General features: G+C 67.2%; 20 protein-coding genes and 1 pseudogene. 6 read left to right on the forward strand and 15 right to left on the reverse strand.

All coding sequences use genetic code 11. The features are described from left to right. Positions 1 to 20 precede the first annotated feature (20 nt). Positions 21 to 1,148: pseudogene (locus D579_RS14185) on the forward strand (efflux RND transporter periplasmic adaptor subunit). Next, positions 1,145 to 4,312 (forward strand): efflux RND transporter permease subunit, encoded by a 3,168-nt coding sequence (locus D579_RS0104275; RefSeq protein ID WP_018951213.1) that lies wholly within the window; start codon positions 1,145 to 1,147, stop codon positions 4,310 to 4,312. The pseudogene D579_RS14185 and the gene D579_RS0104275 overlap by 4 nt, the downstream one beginning before the upstream one ends. Here D579_RS0104275 and D579_RS0104280 read toward each other — a convergent pair. The 12 genes from D579_RS0104280 to metG form a co-directional block, all read right to left on the reverse strand. Then, the gene (locus D579_RS0104280) at positions 4,290 to 4,715 is read right to left on the reverse strand and encodes a DUF1841 family protein (RefSeq protein ID WP_018951214.1); all 426 of its coding nucleotides are present in this window, start codon (positions 4,713 to 4,715) and stop codon (positions 4,290 to 4,292) included. The genes D579_RS0104275 and D579_RS0104280 overlap by 23 nt on opposite strands. Positions 4,716 to 4,744: 29 nt before the next feature. Next, the gene (nth, locus tag D579_RS0104285; RefSeq protein WP_018176360.1) at positions 4,745 to 5,392 is read right to left on the reverse strand and encodes an endonuclease III; all 648 of its coding nucleotides are present in this window, start codon (positions 5,390 to 5,392) and stop codon (positions 4,745 to 4,747) included. A gap of 68 nt (positions 5,393 to 5,460) precedes the next feature. Further along, positions 5,461 to 5,898 carry a hypothetical protein gene (locus D579_RS0104290; RefSeq protein WP_018146042.1) on the reverse strand — a complete coding sequence of 146 codons (438 nt, stop codon included), beginning with the start codon at positions 5,896 to 5,898 and terminating at the stop codon, positions 5,461 to 5,463. Positions 5,899 to 6,005: 107 nt separating this feature from the next. Next, positions 6,006 to 6,707, reverse strand: coding sequence for an electron transport complex subunit E (locus D579_RS0104295; RefSeq protein WP_018951215.1), 702 nt, complete (start codon positions 6,705 to 6,707; stop codon positions 6,006 to 6,008). Continuing rightward, the gene (gene rsxG / locus D579_RS0104300) at positions 6,704 to 7,399 is read right to left on the reverse strand and encodes an electron transport complex subunit RsxG (RefSeq protein ID WP_018951216.1); all 696 of its coding nucleotides are present in this window, start codon (positions 7,397 to 7,399) and stop codon (positions 6,704 to 6,706) included. The genes D579_RS0104295 and rsxG overlap by 4 nt, the downstream gene beginning before the upstream one ends. After that, entirely contained in the window at positions 7,392 to 8,453 is a 1,062-nt protein-coding gene (gene rsxD, locus D579_RS0104305) for an electron transport complex subunit RsxD (protein ID WP_018938696.1), read from the reverse strand. The genes rsxG and rsxD overlap by 8 nt, the downstream gene beginning before the upstream one ends. After that, positions 8,453 to 10,123 (reverse strand): electron transport complex subunit RsxC, encoded by a 1,671-nt coding sequence (gene rsxC / locus D579_RS0104310; protein WP_018951217.1) that lies wholly within the window; start codon positions 10,121 to 10,123, stop codon positions 8,453 to 8,455. Before rsxC ends, rsxD begins: the two co-directional genes overlap by 1 nt. A 32-nt stretch (positions 10,124 to 10,155) precedes the next feature. Continuing rightward, positions 10,156 to 10,740 (reverse strand): electron transport complex subunit RsxB, encoded by a 585-nt coding sequence (gene rsxB / locus D579_RS0104315; RefSeq protein WP_018146037.1) that lies wholly within the window; start codon positions 10,738 to 10,740, stop codon positions 10,156 to 10,158. After that, positions 10,737 to 11,315, reverse strand: a complete 579-nt coding sequence (gene rsxA, locus D579_RS0104320; protein ID WP_018146036.1) for an electron transport complex subunit RsxA — start codon at positions 11,313 to 11,315, stop codon at positions 10,737 to 10,739. Before rsxA ends, rsxB begins: the two co-directional genes overlap by 4 nt. Before the next feature lie 165 nt (positions 11,316 to 11,480). Beyond that, on the reverse strand, positions 11,481 to 12,188 hold the full coding sequence (locus tag D579_RS0104325) for a hypothetical protein (RefSeq protein ID WP_018951218.1): 708 nt from the start codon (positions 12,186 to 12,188) through the stop codon (positions 11,481 to 11,483). After that, the gene (gene mtnB, locus D579_RS0104330; RefSeq protein ID WP_018938699.1) at positions 12,188 to 12,808 is read right to left on the reverse strand and encodes a methylthioribulose 1-phosphate dehydratase; all 621 of its coding nucleotides are present in this window, start codon (positions 12,806 to 12,808) and stop codon (positions 12,188 to 12,190) included. Before mtnB ends, D579_RS0104325 begins: the two co-directional genes overlap by 1 nt. Positions 12,809 to 12,909: 101 nt before the next feature. Continuing rightward, on the reverse strand, positions 12,910 to 14,949 hold the full coding sequence (gene metG, locus D579_RS0104335) for a methionine--tRNA ligase (RefSeq protein ID WP_018951219.1): 2,040 nt from the start codon (positions 14,947 to 14,949) through the stop codon (positions 12,910 to 12,912). 453 nt (positions 14,950 to 15,402) lie between these two features. Here metG and apbC point away from each other — a divergent pair, with 453 nt between their 5' ends. The 4 genes from apbC to D579_RS0104355 all read left to right on the forward strand — a co-directional run bounded on the left by apbC (position 15,403) and on the right by D579_RS0104355 (position 18,339). Next, entirely contained in the window at positions 15,403 to 16,494 is a 1,092-nt protein-coding gene (gene apbC, locus D579_RS0104340) for an iron-sulfur cluster carrier protein ApbC (RefSeq protein WP_018951220.1), read from the forward strand. Between the two features lie 27 nt (positions 16,495 to 16,521). Continuing rightward, complete coding sequence (gene dcd, locus D579_RS0104345; RefSeq protein ID WP_018146031.1) at positions 16,522 to 17,088, forward strand: dCTP deaminase; 567 nt, start codon at positions 16,522 to 16,524, stop codon at positions 17,086 to 17,088. A 31-nt stretch (positions 17,089 to 17,119) separates the two neighbouring features. Continuing rightward, positions 17,120 to 18,025 (forward strand): carbamate kinase, encoded by a 906-nt coding sequence (locus D579_RS0104350; protein WP_018951221.1) that lies wholly within the window; start codon positions 17,120 to 17,122, stop codon positions 18,023 to 18,025. Between the two features lie 95 nt (positions 18,026 to 18,120). After that, positions 18,121 to 18,339 carry a hypothetical protein gene (locus D579_RS0104355; RefSeq protein WP_026287977.1) on the forward strand — a complete coding sequence of 73 codons (219 nt, stop codon included), beginning with the start codon at positions 18,121 to 18,123 and terminating at the stop codon, positions 18,337 to 18,339. Positions 18,340 to 18,372: 33 nt separating this feature from the next. Here the strand turns inward: D579_RS0104355 and D579_RS0104360 are convergent, their stop codons facing one another. From D579_RS0104360 to fnr, 3 genes are all read right to left on the reverse strand, one after another. Next, positions 18,373 to 18,942 carry a DUF2058 domain-containing protein gene (locus tag D579_RS0104360; RefSeq protein ID WP_018951222.1) on the reverse strand — a complete coding sequence of 190 codons (570 nt, stop codon included), beginning with the start codon at positions 18,940 to 18,942 and terminating at the stop codon, positions 18,373 to 18,375. A 71-nt stretch (positions 18,943 to 19,013) separates the two neighbouring features. Beyond that, a complete protein-coding gene (locus tag D579_RS0104365) occupies positions 19,014 to 19,496 on the reverse strand; it encodes a DUF2390 domain-containing protein (protein WP_018938705.1) in 483 nt (160 codons plus the stop codon). Continuing rightward, entirely contained in the window at positions 19,489 to 20,220 is a 732-nt protein-coding gene (gene fnr / locus D579_RS0104370) for a fumarate/nitrate reduction transcriptional regulator Fnr (RefSeq protein ID WP_038050199.1), read from the reverse strand. Before fnr ends, D579_RS0104365 begins: the two co-directional genes overlap by 8 nt. Positions 20,221 to 20,374 lie beyond the last annotated feature (154 nt).

A 20,374-nucleotide genomic window follows, 5' to 3' on the forward strand; every position in this document is an offset into this window, starting at 1 on the left:
GGCGCGGCTGGAAGCGTAGCGTGAGTGGGTCTGTCTGGCATCGCCTGCGCGCCCAGTCCCGGTTGTTCATCGCCCTGGGCATTCTGGTCCTCGTGGTGGTCTGGATCGTCTCCGGGATGCTCGGGCACGAGACGGAGGAGGCGCCGCGGGCAAGCGATCCCCAGCCCATGGTGGTGGCGGTAACGGAGCTCACGGCCGAGCCGGTAGAGCGTTTGCTGGTGCTGCAGGGGCGGGTGGAACCGGACCTGCGCGTGATGGTTCGCGCGGAGACCGCCGGCCAGGTCGCCGAATGGGCCGTGGCCCGCGGGGCGCGGGTGGATGTTGGGGATGAACTCGCGAACCTGCGCATGGATGATCGCGAGGCGCGGCGGCGCCAGGCGATTGCCCGGTTGCGCGGGGCGGAGAGCGAATAAGAGGCGGCCCAGCGCCTGCACGACCAGGGGCATGTCTCGCGTACCCAGCTGGAGGCCCGCGAGGCAGAGCGCGAGGCCGCACGGGCCGAGCTCGAGGCGATCGAGCTGGACATTCGCAACACGCGGATCGTCGCACCCGTCGCGGGGATCGTGAATCAGCGCCTGGCGGATCGCGGCGACTTCGTCAGTCGCGGCGACCCGGTGGCGGAGGTGGTCGACAACGACCCGCTCCTGGCGGTGGTGCATGTCCCCCAGCACCAGATCGGGCGGGTCGAGCCGGGCCAGCCGGCGCGGATCCGTTTCCTTGATCGACGGCGTGCCGAGGGCGAGGTGCGGTTCGTTTCGCGCGTGGCCGAATCGGGCACGCAGACCTTTCGCGTCGAGATTGCCGTGCCGAACCCGGACGAGGCCCTGCCGTCGGGTATCAGTGCCGGCGTCGAGATCCCGACCGCTGTGGTGCAGGCGCACAAGCTGTCCCCGGCCTGGATGGGGCTGGATGACGCCGGGCGTGTGGGCGTGAAGACGGTCGACGCGGCGGATCGGGTGGTGTTCCACGCCGTGGAGGTGATCCGGGCCGCGGTCGATGGCGTCTGGGTGACCGGCCTGCCCGAAACGGCACGGGTGATCACCATCGGCCACGGTTTCGTGACCGATGGTGAGCGGGTGCGCCCGCAAGCGGCGGAGACGGACCCCGGGGCGGCGGTGCCGGAATCGGTGGACGGGGCGGCGCCGTGAGGTCCCTGATCGCCTGGGCGGTGGCACATGCCCGGACGGTACTGCTTTTTCTTCTGCTGATCCTGGTGCTGGGGGCGACCGCGTACCACATCGTGCCCAAGGAGGCGGCACCGGAGATCGATGTCCCGATCTTCTTTGTCTCGGTGCCGTATCCCGGGGTCAGTCCGGAAGACGCCGAGCGCTTGATGCTGCGGCCGCTGGAGCGCGAGCTGCAGGCATTGGCCGGGGTGGACGAGATGCAGTCCTGGGCGGGCGAGGGTTTTGCCCTGGTGCGTCTGGACTTCGAGCCGGGCTGGGACAATCGTCAGGCGCTGTCGGACCTGCGCGAGGAGGTCGACCAGGTGCGCCCCGAGCTGCCGGTGGGTGCGGAGGAGCCGAGCGTCTCCGAGGTCGATCTGTCGCTGTTTCCGGTGCTGACGCTGAATCTCTCCGGGCCGCTGGACGAGCGGGCGCTGGTGCGCCTGGCGCGCGAGCTGCGCGACCGGGTCGAGGCGATCCCCGGGGTGCTGGAGGCGGATGTCGGCGGGGATCGCGAGGAGCAGATGGAGGTCCTGGTCGATCCGCTGGTGCTGGAGACGTATGAACTGTCCTTCAGCGAACTGACCCGCGCGATCGAGCGCAACAACCGGCTGGTGGCAGCCGGCGCGCTGGACACCGGGGCCGGACGTATTCCGCTGCGCGTGCCGGGTACCATTGATGATGTCGACGACGTGCTGGACACCGCGATCCGTGTGGAGGGCGATGCGGTGGTGCGGGTGCGCGATGTCGCGGAGGTACGTCAGACCTACCGCGACCCCGAGGGCTTCACCCGCATCGATGGTCAGCCTTCGGTTTCCCTGGAAATCCGCAAGGCGTCGGAGGCCAATGTCCTCGAGGTGGTCGCGGCCGCCCGTGCGACCATCGAGGCTGCCCGCGCCGACTGGCCGGAAGCCGTGGAGGTGACCTATCTGCAGGACATGGCGCGGGATGTAGGTGACCTGCTGGGGGACCTGGAGAACAGCGTGATCACCGCGATGCTGATCGTGGCGCTGGTGATCCTGGCGATGATGGGGGCGCGCGCGGCGCTGCTGGTGGGCATGGCGATTCCCGGGGCCTTCCTCGGCGGCATCCTGGTGATCTACCTGATGGGTTTCACACTGAACGTGGTGGTGCTGTTCGGCCTGATCCTGGTCGTGGGCATGCTGGTGGACGGTGCCGTGGTGGTCGTGGAGCTGGCGGATCGCTATGTGGCCGAGGGCATGGCCCGGGCGGATGCATTCCGCGCGGCCGCCCAGCGCATGGCCTGGCCCATCACAACGGCCATTGGGACCACGCTGGCGGTGTTCGCGCCCATGCTGCTGTGGCCCGGCATGGTCGGCGAGTTCATCGTCTACCTGCCGGCCACCGTGATCGTGACCCTGATCGCCTCGCTGGCGATGGCACTGGTCTTCATCCCGGCGCTGGGTGCGGTGATCGGGCAGAGCCGGCCGATCAACGCCGCGCAGACGCGCTACGTGCGCGCGGCAGAGGAGGGACGCTACGACGAACTGCAGGGGATTACGCGCGCCTATATCCACCTGCTGCAATCCCTGGTGCGGCATCCCGGCTGGACGCTGGCGGGGACGGTCGCGGTGGTCGTGGTGGCCTACGCGCTGTATGCCACGCAGGGCCGGGGTGTGGAGTTCTTCCCGCAGGTCGAGCCCGACTTCGTGCAGGTCCAGGTGCAGGCACGCGGGGATCTCTCGGTATGGGAGGCGGATGCCCTGGTCCGCCAGGTGGAGGGCACTCTGCACGGCGTACCCGAGATCCGCCACGTCTACGCGCGCACCATCGGGACCCAGCTGGGCCGTCTGCAGGGCGACTATGCCGAGGACGTGATCGGGGTGATCCAGCTGGAACTGATTGGCTGGCGGCAGCGGCCACCGGCGGAGTCGATCATCGAAGACCTGCGCCGGCGGACCGCGGACCTGCCGGGGATTCGCCTGCAGTTCCGCGCCCAGGAACGTGGACCGAGCGAGGGTCGTCCGATCGTGCTCGAGGCCGCCAGCGCCGACCCCGAGCGGATTGCACCCGTGATCCGTCAGCTACGCGCCGAAATGGACGCCCTCGGCGGGTTCGTGGACGTGACCGACGACCTGCCCCTGCCCGGGGTGGAGCTGGAGGTGCGCTTTGACCGTGAACAGGCGGCTCGCTTCGGGGTTGATGTCCCGTTGCTGGGCGAGGGCGTGCAACTGGTCACCAGCGGGATCTTGCTGGGAACCTACCGTCCGGACTACAGCGACGAGGAGGTTGATATCCGCTTGCGCTTGCCGGCCGCGCAGCGCCATCTTCAGCAGCTGGCGGGCCTGAACCTGCCGGGGGCCACCGGGCTGGTGCCGCTGGCCCATTTCGCCGAGCTGGTGCCGGTGCCGGCGACCGGCCTGATCAAGCGCCGCGATGGCCAGCGTGCGTACACCCTGGAGGCGGATGCGGGCCCCGGCTATCTGGTAGACGAGCGCCAGCGTGCGCTCGAAGGCCGGATGGCCGACCTGGAGCTGGACGCCGAGGTGCAGCTTCGCTTTCGCGGTCAGGCCGAGGAGCAGGCCGAGGCCACGAACTTCCTGCTGGGGGCGTTCGGGCTGTCGCTGTTCCTGATGCTCGCGATGATGGTGACCCAGTTCAATCGCTTCTCCCAGGCCTTTCTGGTGCTCTCGGGGATCGTGTTTTCCACCGCCGGGGTGCTGCTGGCGTTGCTTCTGCGCGGGGAGCCCTTCGGTATCGTGATGAGCGGGATCGGCGTGCTGGCGCTGGCGGGGATCGTGGTGAACAACAACATCGTGCTGATCGATACCTACAACGAGCAGCGCAGGCTTGGGCTGGATGCGATGGAGGCGGCCCTGCGCGCGGCCGCACAGCGGATGCGGCCGGTGCTGTTGACCGCGATCACGACCATCCTCGGCCTGTTACCGATGGTGCTGGCGTGGACGGTGGACTTTGCCGGCCGGGACTTCTACGTGGGTGCGCCGGTCACCGGGTTCTGGGTCCAGCTGGCGACGGCCATCGCCGGAGGGCTGTTGTTCGCGACTCCGCTGACCCTGCTGTTTACGCCCGCCATGCTGGTATTGCTGGACCGTTGGGGGCTGGATCGACCGCCCACGTCCGCAAGCGCGGCGGGTTCCGCGGTCAGCGGCTCGCCAGGCGCTTGACGCACTCGAGGTAGGCACTCTCGTCCGGCGCGGCGTTGCTGCGCTGGGCTTCCCACAGGACCTGGCCCAGGCACTCCATCATCCGGTGCTCGGCATCCATGACGCCAAAGCGGGCGCACAGCCCCTGGTGCAACTGGCGGGTCCCGGCTGGGCGGTCGGTGCGCGCCTGGTCGCGCAGGCTCAGGTGCATCGCCATGTGCAGGAACGGGTTGGAGGTGCCGAGCTCCGGCGGGAATTCGCCGGTCAGCGCGGTCTCGCGGTCCTTCAGGTAGTCGTGGTACTCGGGGTGGTCCGAGATCACGTCCACCAGTTGCTGTTCCAGATCGGACAGGGCCTCGCCGGCCTGGGCCTTCTGCCAGGCGTCGACGAACTGGGTGCGGATCTGGTCGCGGTTGCCGTACATGGGAGGTTCCTTGAAGAGGGTAGGTTCGTTCAGGCGCCGACCGGGGGCGGTGTCTTTGCCTTGTATTCGCACAGGTCCGCGATCGGGCAGCGCCAGCACTCCGGCTTGCGCGCCTTGCAGACGTAGCGCCCGTGCAGGATCAGCCAGTGGTGGGCGTCCTGCAAGTAGGCCTTCGGAGTCAGGCGCATCAGGCGCTTCTCCACCTCCAGCACGGTCTTTCCGGGGGCCAGGCCGATGCGGTTGGCGACCCGGAAGATGTGGGTGTCCACCGCGATGGTGGGGACGCCGAAGGCCGTGTTGAGGATGACGTTCGCGGTCTTGCGCCCGACGCCGGGCAGGGCCTCCAGCGACTCGCGGTCACGGGGGACCTCGCCGCCGTGGCGTTCGACCAGCATGCGGCAGGTCTTCATTACATTCTCGGCCTTGGCGTTGTACAGGCCGATGGTCTTGATGTGTTCCTTGAGGCCGTCGAGGCCCAGCTCGAGGATCGCCTCGGGCGTGTTGGCGACCGGGTAGAGGCGGCGCGTGGCCTTGTTGACGCCGACATCCGTGGCCTGGGCCGACAGGATGACCGCGATCAGCAGTTCAAACGGGGTGGCGTAGTCGAGCTCGGTGGTCGGCTCGGGGTTCGCCGCCTTCAGGCGCTCGAAGATGGCTTCACGCTTCGCGGCATTCATGGATGCGGGGGGGCTCCAAACAAACCGGCCCCGCTTCGCGGGGCCGGCAACTCGCGTAGTGACGTTGCTCAGACGTGGCGGAAGAGGCCGACATCCGGCGCGGCGTCGCGCGGGTTGGACTCGGCTTCCTTCTCCAGGTCCTTGATCAGCTTGGCGTGCTTCTCTTCGATGTCGTGCATCGCCTTTTCGTCCATCTTCGGGAAGATGACGTCACGGATGAACGAACCCAGCTCGTCCAGGCAGCTCGGCCAGTACTTGTCGTTCAAGTGGAACGCATGGTGGGCATGGGTGCCCATCGGGTAGCTGTCGAACTTGCGGATCATGGTGTAGGACAGGTCGCTGTCCTTCTCGACAAAGTCTTTGGCGAAGTCGTACCACCACTTGTAGTACTTCTCCTGGAGCTCGTCGTTGAACCCGTGGTTCTCGAAAAAGGCGGCGATCGTGCCGCGCGGGGCGAGGCCGTAGCGCGTGCCGCGCTTGCCAGCAAACGGGAAGTGTCCAGCCATGCCAATCTCCTGGGACGTTTGAATGTCCGGGGCTGTGGCCCCGGTAGAACGGATTCGTGGCGCCGGAAGTTTACCGGCTGACAGCCAGGAATCAAGGCCGGAGCCGATCAGGCGTTGTCGGGGCTCGCCTCGGTTGCGGTCGCGGTCTCGTCGCCGGTGGGGCTCGGTTCCGCTTCAAACTGGCTGTCGATCCAGTTCTTGGCAGCGATCAGCAGGCCCATGGCCATGAAGGCGCCGGGGGGCAGCAGGGCCAGCAGGAAGCCGTGCTCGGACGGGTAGAGCTGCAGGGTCATGCCGTGGCCCCACTCGCCGAACAGCAGGTGGGCGTTGGCCATTAGCGTGCCCTGGCCGAGGACCTCGCGCAGGGCACCCAGGGCAATCAGCACGCCGGTGAAGCCCAGCCCCATCATCAGCCCGTCCAGCGCGGCGCGCGGGACCGAGTTGCGCGAGGCGAAGGCCTCGGCGCGGCCGATGATCGCGCAATTGGTCACGATCAGCGGGATGAAGATGCCGAGGATCAGGTACAGCCCGTGAAACCAGGCATTCATCGCCAGTTCGATGGCGGTGACGATGGAGGCAATGATCAGCACGTACACCGGGATGCGGATCTCCGGGCGCGCATGGTCACGGATCAGCGAGACCAGCACGTTCGACAGCAGCAGGGTCAGGGTGGTCGCGATGCCGAGGCCAATCGCGTTGACCATGGTGCCGGAGATCGCCAACAGCGGGCACAGTCCCAGCAGCTGCACCAGCCCGGGGTTGTTGTGCCACAGGCCGTCGCGAATGATGTCGGTCAGGGTCGGGTTCATCGGCTTGCCTCGTCGTCCCCGTTGATCTCGCTGGTCGGGAGCGGTTCCGTGACGGAGCCGGTTTCCTCGGGCCGGGTCGCCAGCAATTCGTCACGGTGATGGTCGAAGTATTCCAGCGTGCGATAGACGGCGCGAACCACCGCACGCGGGGTAATGGTGGCCCCGGTGAACTGGTCGAAGACCCCGCCGTCCTTGCGCACGTGCCAGCCCTCGGCCGGTGGGTTGCCCAGCGAGCGCCCGTCGAAGCCGCGGATCCAGTCGGAGCGCTCGGCCTCGATGGCATCGCCCAGGCCCGGGGTCTCGCGGTGCGCGGAGACCCGCACGCCCTGGAGTTCGCCGTCGCGGTCGACGCCGATCAGCAGGTGGATATTGCCACTGTAGCCGTCCGGGGCGATCGCGGAGAAGACGATACCGACCACCTCGTCCTCGGCATCGCGGGCGAACCAGACCGGCAGGGGACCTCCACCCAGCAGATCGTGGTTCAGATCGATGGTGTCGTGGACGGGGTCGTTGCGGTAGTCGAGTTCCCCGGTCAGCTCCGCGATGCGGTTGCGATTGACCGCCATGCGGTTCTCCGCGATACGCGCCTCGGTGGAGTCCTGTACCAGGGCGACGATGCCGGCCCCGGCGGCGGCAAACCCAGCGAGCAGGGCGGTCGCCAGCAGGATGTCCCGTGGCTTCAGGTTACCCATGGCCGTCCCCCGGTGGCGGTCCGCGGCGCTCGCGCCCGAAGATGCGCGGGCGCGTCAGGTGGTCCAGGGTCGGGGCGACCATGTTCATCAACAGTACGGCGAAGGCGACCGCATCCGGGTAGCCGCCCCAGGTGCGGATGACGAAGATCAGCACGCCGATGCCGGCCCCGTAGAGGATGCGCCCCAGCGGAGTGGTGGAGGCGGACACCGGGTCGGTGGCGATGAAGAAGGCGCCAATGATCACCGCGCCGCTGAATACATGGAAGGCCGGCGAGGCGAAGGAGTCCGGGTCCAGCATCCAGAAGAAGCCGGCCGGGATCGCCACGCCCAGGATCACCGCCACCGGGATGTGCCAGTGGATGATCCGCCGGAACAACAGGTACAGCCCGCCGAGCAGGAAGAAATTGCCGATCCACTCCCAGCTGGTTTCGCTGAAGGTGCCGAACAGCGGGCTGGTGGTGATCTCGTTGACCGTGCGCCCGGCGCCCAGGCCCTCGCGCATCGCATCCAGCGGTGTGGCGCGGGTGATGGCATCCCAGTCCATGGCGGCCGGCAGGCTGCCGGTGAGGACCGTCTGCAGCGTCTGCCCGAGGCCCAGCGACATCTCGGACAGGGTGTCCGGGGCCGGCCACAGGGCCATTTCGCGCGGGAACGAGACCAGTACCACCACGTAGCCGACCATCGCCGGGTTGAACGGGTTGTAGCCCAGCCCGCCATACAGGTGCTTGGCGACGATGATGGCGAAGGCGATGCCGATCAGGGTGACCCAGACGGGTGTGAGCGGCGGTACCGCCAGCGCGAACAGCCAGCCGGTGACGATCGCCGAGTTGTCACCCAGCGTGGCCATCACCGGGCGCTTGCGGGCGGCGACGATCGCGGCCTCGAAGGCCACCGCGAACAGCACCGCCAGGACCACATTGACCAGTACGCCCCAGCCGAAGAACCAGGCCATCGCGAGGGTGCCGGGCACCAGCGCCATCAGGACCTGCTGCATGACCCCGCCCACCGAGTGGGCCGGGATCATGTGCGGCGAGGATTCGGTGCGAAAGCGCATCAGCGGTCGCCCGTGTCCGTGGAATCGCGTTCGCCGGATTGGGCGGGTTCGGTGTGCGTCTCGGGGGTGGCGGCCGCCTTGTCCGCTTGCTCGGTCGCCGCGCCCTCGACGGCGTCCCCGGCCTTGGCGGCCTTGCGCGCTCGGGCGCGCTCGAGCGCGGCCTGAATGGCGGCCTGTTTGTCACTGTTTTCGTTACTGTCGCCGTCGGCGCTGCTGTCTTTCTTCTTGAGCGCGGCCTTCTTCTTGGCCATGCGTTCGGCCTTTTCGCGTTCCTCGCGCTCGATGCGTTCCTGGCGAAACTCGTAGCGTTCGCGCGCGATATCCGACTTCTGGCGCTCCTTCTCGCGCGCCCAGATCTCGTTCTTGGCATAGCGGTAGTACTGCACCAGCGGGATGTTGCTGGGGCAGACATGCGCGCAGCAGCCACATTCGATGCAGTCGAACAGGCCGTAGTCCTGGGTCGCGTCGAAGTCCTTGGCCCTGGCCTGCCAGTACAGCTGCTGCGGCAGCAGTTGCGCCGGGCAGACGGCCGCGCACTCGCCGCAGCGGATGCAGGGCATCAGCGGGCCGGGTGCGGGCGTGTCCTGCGGACGGGTCGCCAGCAGGCAGTTGGTCCCCTTGATCACCGGGATGGCGTCGTCATGGACCGCGAAGCCCATCATCGGGCCGCCCATCACCAGGCGGTCCACGCCCTCGGCGTAGCCGCCGGCGGCCGCGATCACGTCGGCGAAGGGGGTCCCCAGCAGGGCCTCGACATTGCGCGGATGCTGCACGCCCGGCCCGGTGACGGTGACGATGCGTGACAGCAGCGGGCGACCCTGAATCACGGCGTCGCAGACGGCCTTGAAGGTGCCGGGGTTGTTGCAGATTATCCCGATATCCGCCGGCAGGCCGCCACTGGGGACCTCCTGGCCGGTGAGGACCTTGATCAGCTGGCGCTCGCCGCCAGTGGGATAGATGGATGGCACCGAGACCAACTGGAGCCGCTCGCGCAGTTCGCCGGGAAGGGTCTCGGTCAGTGCCCGCATGGCCTCCGGCATGTTGTCTTCCACCGCGAACAGTACGCGCTCCACACCCAGCAGGTGGGCGACGATGCGGATGCCCTCGAATACCGCCTCGGGGGCGCTGCGCAGCAGCGAGTCGTCGGCGCTGATGTAGGGTTCGCACTCGGCCCCGTTCACGATCAGCGTGTGGATGCGCTGGCCGGCGCGCGGATTGAGCTTGACCGCGGTAGGAAAGGCCGCCCCGCCCAGTCCGACGATCCCGGCATCGCGAATGCGTTGGCGCAGCTTGCGGGGGTCGCGGGTGTCCCAGTCCAGCCAGGGCTCCATGCGGGTTTCGCCCCAGTCGTCGCGGCCATCGCTTTGGATGGTCATGCAGGGGGCGCTGAGGCCCGAAGGGTGGGGTACCGCGTGGTCGGCGATCTCTACCACCTCGCCGGAGGTGGGGGCATGCACGTGGGCGGCGATATAGCCCTTGGACTGGCCAATCCGCTGGCCCTTGGTCACACGGTCCCCGACTGCCACGCAGGGCTCCGCCGCCTCGCCGATATGCTGGCCCAGGGGGACGATCAGCCGGGACGGCACGCCCATCACCAGCACCGGGTCGCGGGTGCTGGCGTCGGTCTCTTCGGCCAGTTTCAGGCCCCCATGGAAGCGATGCAGCTGCATAAGCGTATTCTAACGGTTCGCGGGCATCCGGCTCAGCCGGACTGCCGCGAACCGTCCGCGATGACGTGGATGGGCCGTTCGATCGGCGAAGGGTTCGGCTCCGACCAGCGCCATTCGGTGATGTCGGTGCCGACCGGGACCATGGTGATGCAGTCCACCGGGCAGGGCTCGATGCACAGCTCGCAGCCGGTGCATTCTTCCTCGATCACGGTGTGCATCTGCTTGGCAGCCCCGAGGATCGCGTCCACCGGGCAGGCCTGGATGCACAGGGTGCAGCCGATGCAGATGTTCTCGTCGATGATGGCGACGGCCTTCTCCTGCTCTTCTTCCTCCAGCGGTGTGGGCTCGCGGTCGAGCAGGTCCGCGAGGGCACGCACGGTCGCCTGGCCGCCGGGCGGACAGCGGTTGATGTCCGCTTCGCCCGCGGCGATGGCCTCGGCGTACGGGCGGCAGCCGGGATACGAGCACTGGCCGCACTGGGTTTGCGGCAGCAGGGCATCGATCTGATCGACGACTGGATCCGCCTCCACGCGAAAGCGCTGCGCGGCGAAGCCCAGAATCACCCCGAACACGGCGGCCAGGCCGCCGATCGCGAGGATGGCGTACAGCACGCTCACAGCCGAACCAGCCCGGAGAAGCCCATGAACCCCAGCGACATCAGCCCGGCGGTAATCATGGCGATCGCGCTGCCGCGGAACATCACCGGCACGTCGGCCACCGCGATCCGCTCACGGATGGCGGAGAACAGGATCAGGACCAGCGAGAAACCGACCGCGGCGCCGAAGCCGTACAGGGCCGACTCGACGAAGTTGTGCGCTTCCTGGACGTTCAGCAGGGCGACGCCCAGCACCGCGCAATTGGTGGTGATCAGAGGCAGGAAGATGCCCAGCACGTTGTACAGCAGGGGCGAGGTCTTGCGCACCACCAGCTCGGTGAACTGCACCACGGCGGCGATTACCAGGATGAAGGCGATGGTGCGCAGGTACTCCAGCCCGAGCGGGAGCAGCAGGTACTCGTTGATCACGTAGGAGCTGACCGCGGACAACGTCAGAACGAAGGTCGTGGCCAGGCCCATGCCGGTGGCCGTCTCGACCTTGCGTGAGACCCCCATGAACGGGCACAGGCCCAGAAACTTCACCAGTACGAAGTTGTTCACGAGGATCGTACTGATGAGTATCAGGACGTATTCCACGTTAAATCCGAGTCGTCAGGTCAACAATACAGTATCCGGGAGTGGTACAGCGTACTCAACCCCGAGGGCTTCGTGGGTACCCGCTTTCTGCGGAGTGACCCCGTCTTTGGGCGGCTTCCAGGTGTGCGACGGACAGCCTTCTTGTCAGCGGTCCTGAGTAAGAGACTAGCTGCCCTGCGCGCCCGCGGGCATGAGCGAGGTTAAGGACCGTACCGGATGCGCGTCCTGCGCATTCGGGTCGGCCTCGGGCCGGGCGGTCATTAGCCAGGCCTGGTGCGCGCAATCGAGCTCGTCGCCACGCGCGGACAGGACCAGCACCGTCTCGGGCGTGCGGCCGATCTCTTCCGCCAGACGGCGGTAACTGCCGGCATCTCGCCGGCCCCCGATCCGGGTATCGAACAGCCCGTCCAGGCAATCTTCCACTTCCGGGTGCGGGCTGTGGCGCAGCCAGTCGCGCTGCACCGGGGCCGGGGTTGCGCCGAAACTGTAGAGGGCGACGCCGGCCGCGTGCAGGTGCACCAGGGCTTCGGCTGTGGCCGCGTCCAGTTGCGGCTGCAGCGCGCCGGCCTCCAGCGCGTCCGCCCAGACCATGCCCTGCAGTTGGCGCACCGGGGTAATGTCCTGGCCGCCGCGAATCCAGGCGCGGATCTGGGCGAGCAGGCCATCCGCGTCCAGCTCGCGCCCGGAGTAGGCGAGGATATCCGCCAGGGTGCGCTGTACGGCGGTGGACTCCGCGTGACGCTCGAGGAAGCCGGGCAGCGCCTCTTGGGCATGTGGCTCCAGCGTCTCGCGCAGCACGCCGGATGGGGCAAGGATCCCTTCGAAGGCCAGGATGATGGCCTGAGGCGCCGAATGCGCGGCAGAGGTGGCCATTACACGACGAGCTGGCGGGCCAGCGTCTCGCATTCGAACATGAACTCGAAGGCTTCGGTTCGCTGCATCGCCAGTTCTACGGTCTGACCCCAGGTGTAGAGGCCGTGCCCGTTGATCAGATACCCGGCGAGCTCCGGATTGCGCGTCATGGCGGCGTCGACCTGGGCGGCCAACTGCTGCATGTCCGGGTGATTGGCAAACACCGGGATCTGGAGGCCGCGCGAGGGGTGTTCGCAACCCGGGAGTTCGCGCAGGGCCTCGTAGTCGCGCAGCAGCAGCGTCCCGGCGACCTGGCGCGAAAGCACCGTGCCGTGGACGCTGTGCGTGTGCAGCACGGCCCCCAGCTTGGGGTCGTGGCGGTACATGATGATGTGCAGGAAGGTCTCGGGGCCGGGGTCTCCGCTGCCGGAGATCAGGTGGCCTTCCAGATCGACGACCATGAAGTCGTGCGCATCCAGCAGATCCTTGCCGCGCCCGGGAGCGGTAATGACAATGTGCTGGTCATCCAGGCGCGCGGAGAAGTGCCCGGTGCGCGCGGGGAGCCAACCGCGTTCCGCGAGTTCGCGTCCGGCGTCGGCCAGCAGGCGGACCTGTGCTTTGAATTCGGGGCTTTGTTCCATGCGTCCGGGGACCGAGAAAAGAGCGGCAGCTTACGCGAGCAACGGGCGCAAATCCATGGGCCGCGGGTGTTCTGCGTAAATCGCGCCGCCGGTGGCGAGCACTACTTGACGCGCATGCCGGGCCGGGCGCCGTCATCCGGATTCAGGATGTACAGCTCCGAGCCGCCCGGGCCGGCGGCCAGCACCATGCCCTCGGAGACGCCGAAGCGCATCTTGCGCGGGGCCAGGTTGGCGACCATCACGGTATGCTGACCGATCAAGTCCTCCGGCGCGTAGGCGGACTTGATGCCGGCGAATACCTGGCGCGTCTCGTCGCCGATGTCCAGGGTCAGCTTCAGCAGCTTGTCCGCGCCCTCGACGTGTTCGGCGTTGGCGATGCGCGCGATGCGCAGATCCACCTGGGCGAAGGTGTCGAAGTCGATGGTCGCGGCGATCGGGTCCACGGTCGCCTCCGGGGCGGCGTTGTCGGTGGCGCTGGATGCCTCGGTCGCGGCCAGGGTGGCCTTCGACGCCTCCAGCAGCTTGTCGATGGTCTCCGCTTCGATGCGGGTCATCAGCGGCTTGAACTTCTGGATGCTGCGTCCGACCAGCGGCTCGCGGCTGGCCCAGCGGGTGTCGTCCAGATTCAGGAACTCGGCGGCATCGGCGGCCAGTTTCGGCAGCACCGGGGCGAGATAGACGATCAGGATCCGGAACAGGTCCAGCCCCTGGGTGTTGATCGCCTGGACCTCTGCCTCGCGGCCCTCCTGCTTCGCCAGTACCCAGGGCTGGGCCTCGTCGATGTACTGGTTGGCCTGGTCGGCCAGGGCCATGATGCGGCGCATCGCCTGGGCGAATTCGCGCTTCTCGAACGCCTCGGCGATCGCCTCGCCCTCGGCAACGAAGGCCTCGTGCAGGTCCGGGCGCGGCAGTTCCGCGGCCAGTTCGCCGTTGGAGCGCTTGTTGATGAAGCCGGCGCAACGGCTGGCGATGTTGACCACCTTGCCGACCAGGTCCGAGTTCACGCGCTGTACGAAGTCTTCGAAATTCAGGTCCAGGTCGTCGACGCTGTCGCCTAGCTTGGCGGCCAGGTAGTAGCGCAGGGATTCCGGGTTCAGGTGCTCCAGGTAGTCGCGGGCGCGAATGAAGGTGCCGCGCGACTTGGACATCTTCTGCCCGTTGACGGTCAGGAAGCCGTGGCAGAACACCGCCGAGGGGGTGCGATAGCCCGCACCGTGCAGCATGGCCGGCCAGAACAGGGTGTGGAAGTAGGCGATGTCCTTGCCGATGAAGTGATACAGCTCGGCGTCGGAGTCCGCGCCCCACCAGGCGTCGAAGTCCAGGCCCTGCTGCGCGGCGTAGGCGCGAAAGCTCGCCATATAGCCGATCGGCGCGTCGAGCCAGACGTAGAAGTACTTGCCCGGCGCATCGGGGATCTCGAAGCCGAAGTAGGGTTTGTCGCGGGAGATGTCCCAGTCACTGAGACCGGTGTCGAACCACTCGTCCAGTTTGTTGCGGATCGCGTCCTGCAGGCGTCCGGAGCGGGTCCATTCGCGCAGGAAGGCCTCGAAGTCGCCGAGCTTGAAGAAGTAGTGCTCGGAGGCGCGCGACTCCGGGCGCGCACCGCTGATCGCGGAGACCGGGTCCTTCAGGTCCAGCGGGCTGTAGGTCGCGCCGCAGGCCTCGCAGGAATCGCCGTACTGTTCCGCGGCGCCGCATTTGGGGCAGGTGCCCTTGATGAAGCGATCGGGCAGGAACATCCCGGCCTCGGGGTCATAGGCCTGGTCGATGGTGCGGGTCTCGATATGTCCGGCGTCGCGCAGCGCGGTGTAGATCTGCCCGGCCAGCTCGCGGTTCTCGTCCGAATGGGTGGAGTGGTAGTGGTCGAACCCGATGCGGAATTCGGCGAAGTCGGCCTCGTGCTCCTGGCGCACGCGGGCGATCAGTTCTTCCGGCTCGATGCCCTCGGCGCGCGCCTTGAGCATGATCGGCGTGCCGTGGGCGTCGTCCGCGCAGACATAGATGACCTCGTGGCCGCGCGAACGCTGGAAGCGCACCCAGATATCGGTCTGGATGTACTCCACCAGGTGGCCCAGGTGGATCGGGCCGTTGGCGTAGGGCAGGGCGCTGGTGACGAGGATCTTGCGCGGGGTATCGGTCATTGCTTGGCTCGTTTGGGTGGCACCGGGCGCGGGTGCAGGGGCGCTATTGTCGGGTTTGGATCGCGGGTTGTCGAGGCGTGCCAAGGGCTCCGGCATGTTGTCCACAGAAGTTGTGGATAACTCTGTGGGCAACCCGGTGGAATCGGTCGCCAGGCCTTGCCACACAAGGCCGCATGACAAATTGGTTAAAAAACGACCAACACATAAGAAGTCAGGGAAAACAGTATCTTGAAGAACAATGGTGCAGCGACTTAGATGCTTGTTCGCCTATCTTGGCCGATGTTCCCTATCTTCAGGCCCTTTGTGCATAAAACCGTCGCAAGGGCCTTGACACCTGCCTTGATTCGCGCCCGGGGGCTTCGGAAAGGACGGGTGGCTCGTGGTGCCATTGGCGTCGTGCACCGAGGCCAGTAGAATCGCGCGATCACTCCCAACATCGGATGCCACGTACCCATGGCCGAACTCGCGCGAGAGCAGATCGAAAACGCCCTGAAGACCGTTCAGGACAAGTACCTCGAGCAGGACCTGGTCGCCGCCGGCGAGGTCCGGGACATCCGCGTGGACGGTGCCCGTGCCGCGATCGATGTCCAGATGGGGTATTCCGCTGCTGGGTACCACGACGAGCTGCGCGCCGCCATTCAGGGTGCACTGGCGGGTGTGGCCGGGCTCGAGTCCTCCGAGGTCACCATCAGCACGAAGGTCACGACCCACGCGGTGCAGAAGAGCCTGAAGCCGATGGCGGGGATCAAGAACATCATCGCCGTGGCTTCCGGCAAGGGCGGGGTGGGCAAGTCCACGACCGCGGTCAACCTGGCGCTGGCCCTGGTCGCCGAGGGCGCGCAGGTCGGTATCCTGGATGCCGACATCTATGGCCCCAGCCAGCCGCGCATGCTGGGGATCAAGGACAAGCCGGAATCCAAGGACGGCAAGAGCATGGAGCCGCTGGAGCGCCACGGCGTGCAGGCGATGTCCATTGGTTTCCTGATCGACGAGGACACGCCAATGATCTGGCGTGGCCCGATGGTTACCCAGGCGCTGGAGCAGCTCCTGAACGAGACCAACTGGAAGGAGCTGGACTACCTGATCATCGACCTGCCGCCGGGTACCGGTGACATCCAGCTCACCCTGTCGCAGAAGATCCCGGTCTCCGGTTCGGTGATCGTGACCACGCCGCAGGACATCGCGTTGCTGGATGCGCGCAAGGGCCTGCGCATGTTCGAGAAGGTCGAGGTGCCGGTGCTCGGCATCATCGAGAACATGAGCATCCACATCTGCTCGAAGTGCGGCCACGAGGAATACATCTTCGGCCAGGGCGGCGCCGAGGGCATGGCGGAGGAATACGGCGTGGATCTGCTGGGTGCCCTGCCGCTGGACATCCGCATCCGCGAGCAGGCGGACGGTGGCGAACCCACCGTGGTCGCCGACCCGGAGGGCCGCATCACGGAGATCTACCGCGAGATCGCACGGCGCACGGGTGCCAAGCTGGCTGAGCAGTCCAAGGACTACAGCAGCAAATTCCCCAACATCGTGATCCAGGACAACTGATCCGGTGCGCCACCAGGGACAGGGCCAATGAGCATCAAGGCGGACCGCTGGATTCGGGAGATGGCCGAGACGAAGGGCATGATCGAGCCCTTCGAGCCCGGCCAGATCCGCTACCGCGACGAGCAGCGGATCGTGTCCTACGGGACCTCGAGCTACGGCTATGACGTGCGGTGCTCCGATCACTTCAAGATCTTCACCAACATCAACTCCAGCATTGTCGACCCCAAGGGCTTCGACGAGGGCAGTTTCGTGGACGTGCAGTCGGACTGCTGCATTATCCCGCCGAACTCCTTTGCCCTGGCGCATACGGTCGAGTACTTCCGCATCCCGCGCGATGTGCTGACCATCTGTCTGGGCAAGTCGACCTACGCGCGCTGCGGCATCATCGTGAACGTGACCCCGCTGGAGCCCGAGTGGGAGGGCCACGTGACGCTGGAGTTCTCCAACACCACGCCGCTGCCCGCCAAGATCTACGCCAACGAGGGCGTGGCGCAGATGCTGTTCCTGCAGTCCGACGAGGTCTGCGAGACCTCCTACAAGGACCGCGGTGGCAAATACCAGGGCCAGCGCGGCGTCACGCTCCCGCGCACCTGACCCAACCCTTCAAGTACGGAGTAGGCCCGCCATGCGTATCGTGATCGCGCTGGGCGGTAACGCCCTGCTGCAACGCGGCGAGACCCCCTCGGCCGAGGCCCAGCAGCACAACGCCCAGCGTGCGGCGGCAGCCATCGCGGCCGTGGCGTGCGAGCACGAGGTGGTCGTCACCCACGGCAACGGGCCGCAGGTGGGGTTGCTCGCCAATCAGGCGGAATGCGATCGCATCGCCTGGCCGCTGGATGTGGTCGGGGCCGAGAGCCACGGCATGATCGGCTACATCTTGGCGCGGGAGCTGCATAACGCGCTGGGCCATGACCGGGTGGCAAGCTTGCTCACCCAGACCGAGGTCGATCCGAACGACCCCGCCTTCGACCTCCCGGAAAAGTTCATTGGCCCGACCTGGGGTGCGGCCCGCGCCCGCGCGCTGGCCGACGAGCGTGGCTGGGACGTGGCGCCAGATGGCGAGGGCTGGCGGCGGGTGGTGGCGTCGCCGGAGCCGCAACGCCTGCTGGGTATGGAGGCCGTCCGCAGTCTCGTGGATGGCGGGTCGGTGGCGATCTGTGCCGGGGGCGGCGGCGTACCGGTCGCGCGTGACGGCGACGGGCGTCTATACGGCATCGAGGCCGTGGTGGACAAAGACCTGACGGCCGCGCGCCTGGCCGCGCATGTCGGGGCGGACTGGCTGTTGATGCTGACCGATGTCGACGGCGTCTACATGGACTGGGGCACGCCGGACGCCCGGCGCCTGAAGGCGCTTCTGGTTACGGCCGTGGAGCCGGCAGCGTACCCGGGCGGTTCCATGGGGCCGAAGATGGAGGCTGCACGGCGCACTGCCCAGGGCGGCATTCGGGTCGGGATCGGTTCGCTGGAGGACGCCGCGGCTATCCTGGCCGGGCAGTCGGGGACCCGGATCCTGCCGGTGGGCGCCGCCTGAAGCCCTTGCCGGAACCCCCGCCTGTTACACTCGATGTTGCACGCCCGCCGCAGAGTTTGCAGGCTTCGAGTACACATGGATCAAGAGTGAAGATGATGCGAGAGATTCAGCGAGCCGCCCCCCTGGTGATCGGTCTGACCGCCGTGGGTCTGCTGGCGCTAGGCTGCGGCAGCGGCGAGCCGGAGGAGTCGGCCGGCCCCGCCCAGGGCCTGGAGCAGGGCGGGATCACGCCGCAGGACATGTCCAGTGACGAGGCGCGGCGCCCGCAGCAAAGTGGCATGCCCGCCGCGGACGTGAAGCGCGCAACCGACTAATTGGATCGCTGGCCTGCGGGGAATCCCCTGCGGTCACCACATGAGGTCGTCGGGTACCACGTAGTCCTTGTATGGGTCGTCCGGGGCAGGTTCCGATCCGGTTTCGTCCTCGGCGGGGATGACCAGTGGCCATTCCGGATCGCGCTCGCGGATGCGGTTGGCGGTCTCGCGCGGGATGACCCGGAACCCCTTTTCCGGGCGCACATCCAGGCCGGCAAGCGCGGCGCGGCCGTCGGCCAGGCGCTTTTGCAGGTCGACGGTCACCGGGAGATGGCGGATCTGACCGCCCTGCTGGAAGTGATAATCCAGCGCGGCATCGCCGGTGGGAATCGGCGCCAGGTGGGTGCTGACCAGTTCGCGGATTTGCGCGTGGCGGGCCCGGCGTTCGGCACGTTCCTGCTGTTCGCGGTTCTTCTGTCGCGAACGCTCGGCCTGCTCGGCCTTGCGCGCTTCGGCCACGCCCGGGTCTGGACCCGTGTTGCGGTCCTTCTTTTTCTTCGCGTTCCCCTTCTGGGCCTTGTGCTTTTGCGACTTGGCCTGGCGAACCTGTTTTTCGTCGACCAGCCCCGTTTTCAGGAGCTGGCTGCGCAGATCATCCGACATGAATCCTGCCGTGTTCGGTCAATGTGCGGGGAGGATAGCCGGAATGCGGCCTTGCGTGCACCACGTGCTGTTCAGGCGGCCGTGAACTCGCGCAATCCGTCGCGGATCTCGGCGTCCGGCAGGTCGGGGAACAGGGTGTGCAATCGGCGCTGGCGGTCGATGGCGAATGCGGGGGTGGTCTGCGGCGCCACGCGCCGGGCCTCCGCGAGCAGTTGCAGGCCGGCGAGCCGCTCGCTTTGAAGCTCCAGTGCCAGCACCTCGCGGTAGAGCGCGTTGCGCTCGGGGGTGTGGAGCCGCCGGCGCAGTGCGCGGAGGCGTTCGGTGGAGGATGACTGCCAGCGCCGGGCCGTTTGCCGCAGTACGCGCCATTGCGAGGGTCCGAGGGGCTGCGGGTACCACAGGGCAAACAACGCCAGCATCACGTCCACGCCAAATTCGTCCTGCCAGCGCATCAGACGTTCGCGAGCGGTGCGATCGACCCACAGTGCGTCGGCGAATGCCCAGAAGGCGTCGAAGTCCGTGGCCGGCTCCGGGGTGTCCCCGGCTTCAGGCACTGCTCGCGGCGGAGGTGAAGGTGACCCCGGCCGTGTTGCGCAGGCCGTCGGGCTGGAGGATCTCCAGGTCCCGGGTGTGCAGGTTGATTACGCCCTGGTTGCGCAGCTGAGTAAACAACCGGCTGATGGTTTCCTGGGTCAGGCCCAGGTGGTTGGCGATGTCTGCCCGGGACATGGGCAGGTAGAACCGTTCGGGGGACAGGCCGCGGGCGCGATGACGCTCCGACAGGGCGATCAGGAAGGTCGCCAGACGCTGCTCCGCGGTACGTTGGCCGAGCAAGGCGTGCAGGCTTTCGTCCTGGGCCAGTTCCTGACTCATCACGCTCATCATGTGCTGGCGGAAGGTCGGCAGGCGGCCGGCGAGGTCGTCGACATGCCCGTAGGGCACGGCGCAGACGCTGGTGGACTCCAGCGCAATGGCACTGACCGGATGCTTGCCGGAGTGGATCGCGTCCAGCCCCAGGAGGTCGCCGGCCAGCGAGAAGCCGGTGATCTGTTCGGTCCCGTCATCGGAGATCAGCACCGTTTTCAGTGCCCCGGTGCGGACCGCGTACAGCGCTTCGAACTTGGTCCCCATGGTGAACAGGGGCGCACCCTTGGCGATCGGCCGGCGTTGCTGGACGATTTGGTCGAGTTGCCAGAGTTCATCCTGGGGCAGGCCCATAGGCAGGCAGAGCTGGCGCAGGGTGCAGTGCTGGCAGGCTTGAGTGGGTCGTAGCGTCATGGGTGCAGGGTAGCCGTTTTTTCGACGTTGGGGAAAGCGATTTTCGGGGTATGCCATCGGGGGCGGGAATGCGGTACTGTCCCCAAGGGTTGTAGGCGATTACAGAAGGTTTTGCCGTCGGTCAGGGGGTCGCGCCCCGAGATGACTCGGGGTC

Origin of the sequence: Thioalkalivibrio sp. AKL12 (assembly GCF_000377925.1) — a bacterium.
GTDB lineage: Bacteria > Pseudomonadota > Gammaproteobacteria > Ectothiorhodospirales > Ectothiorhodospiraceae > Thioalkalivibrio > Thioalkalivibrio versutus.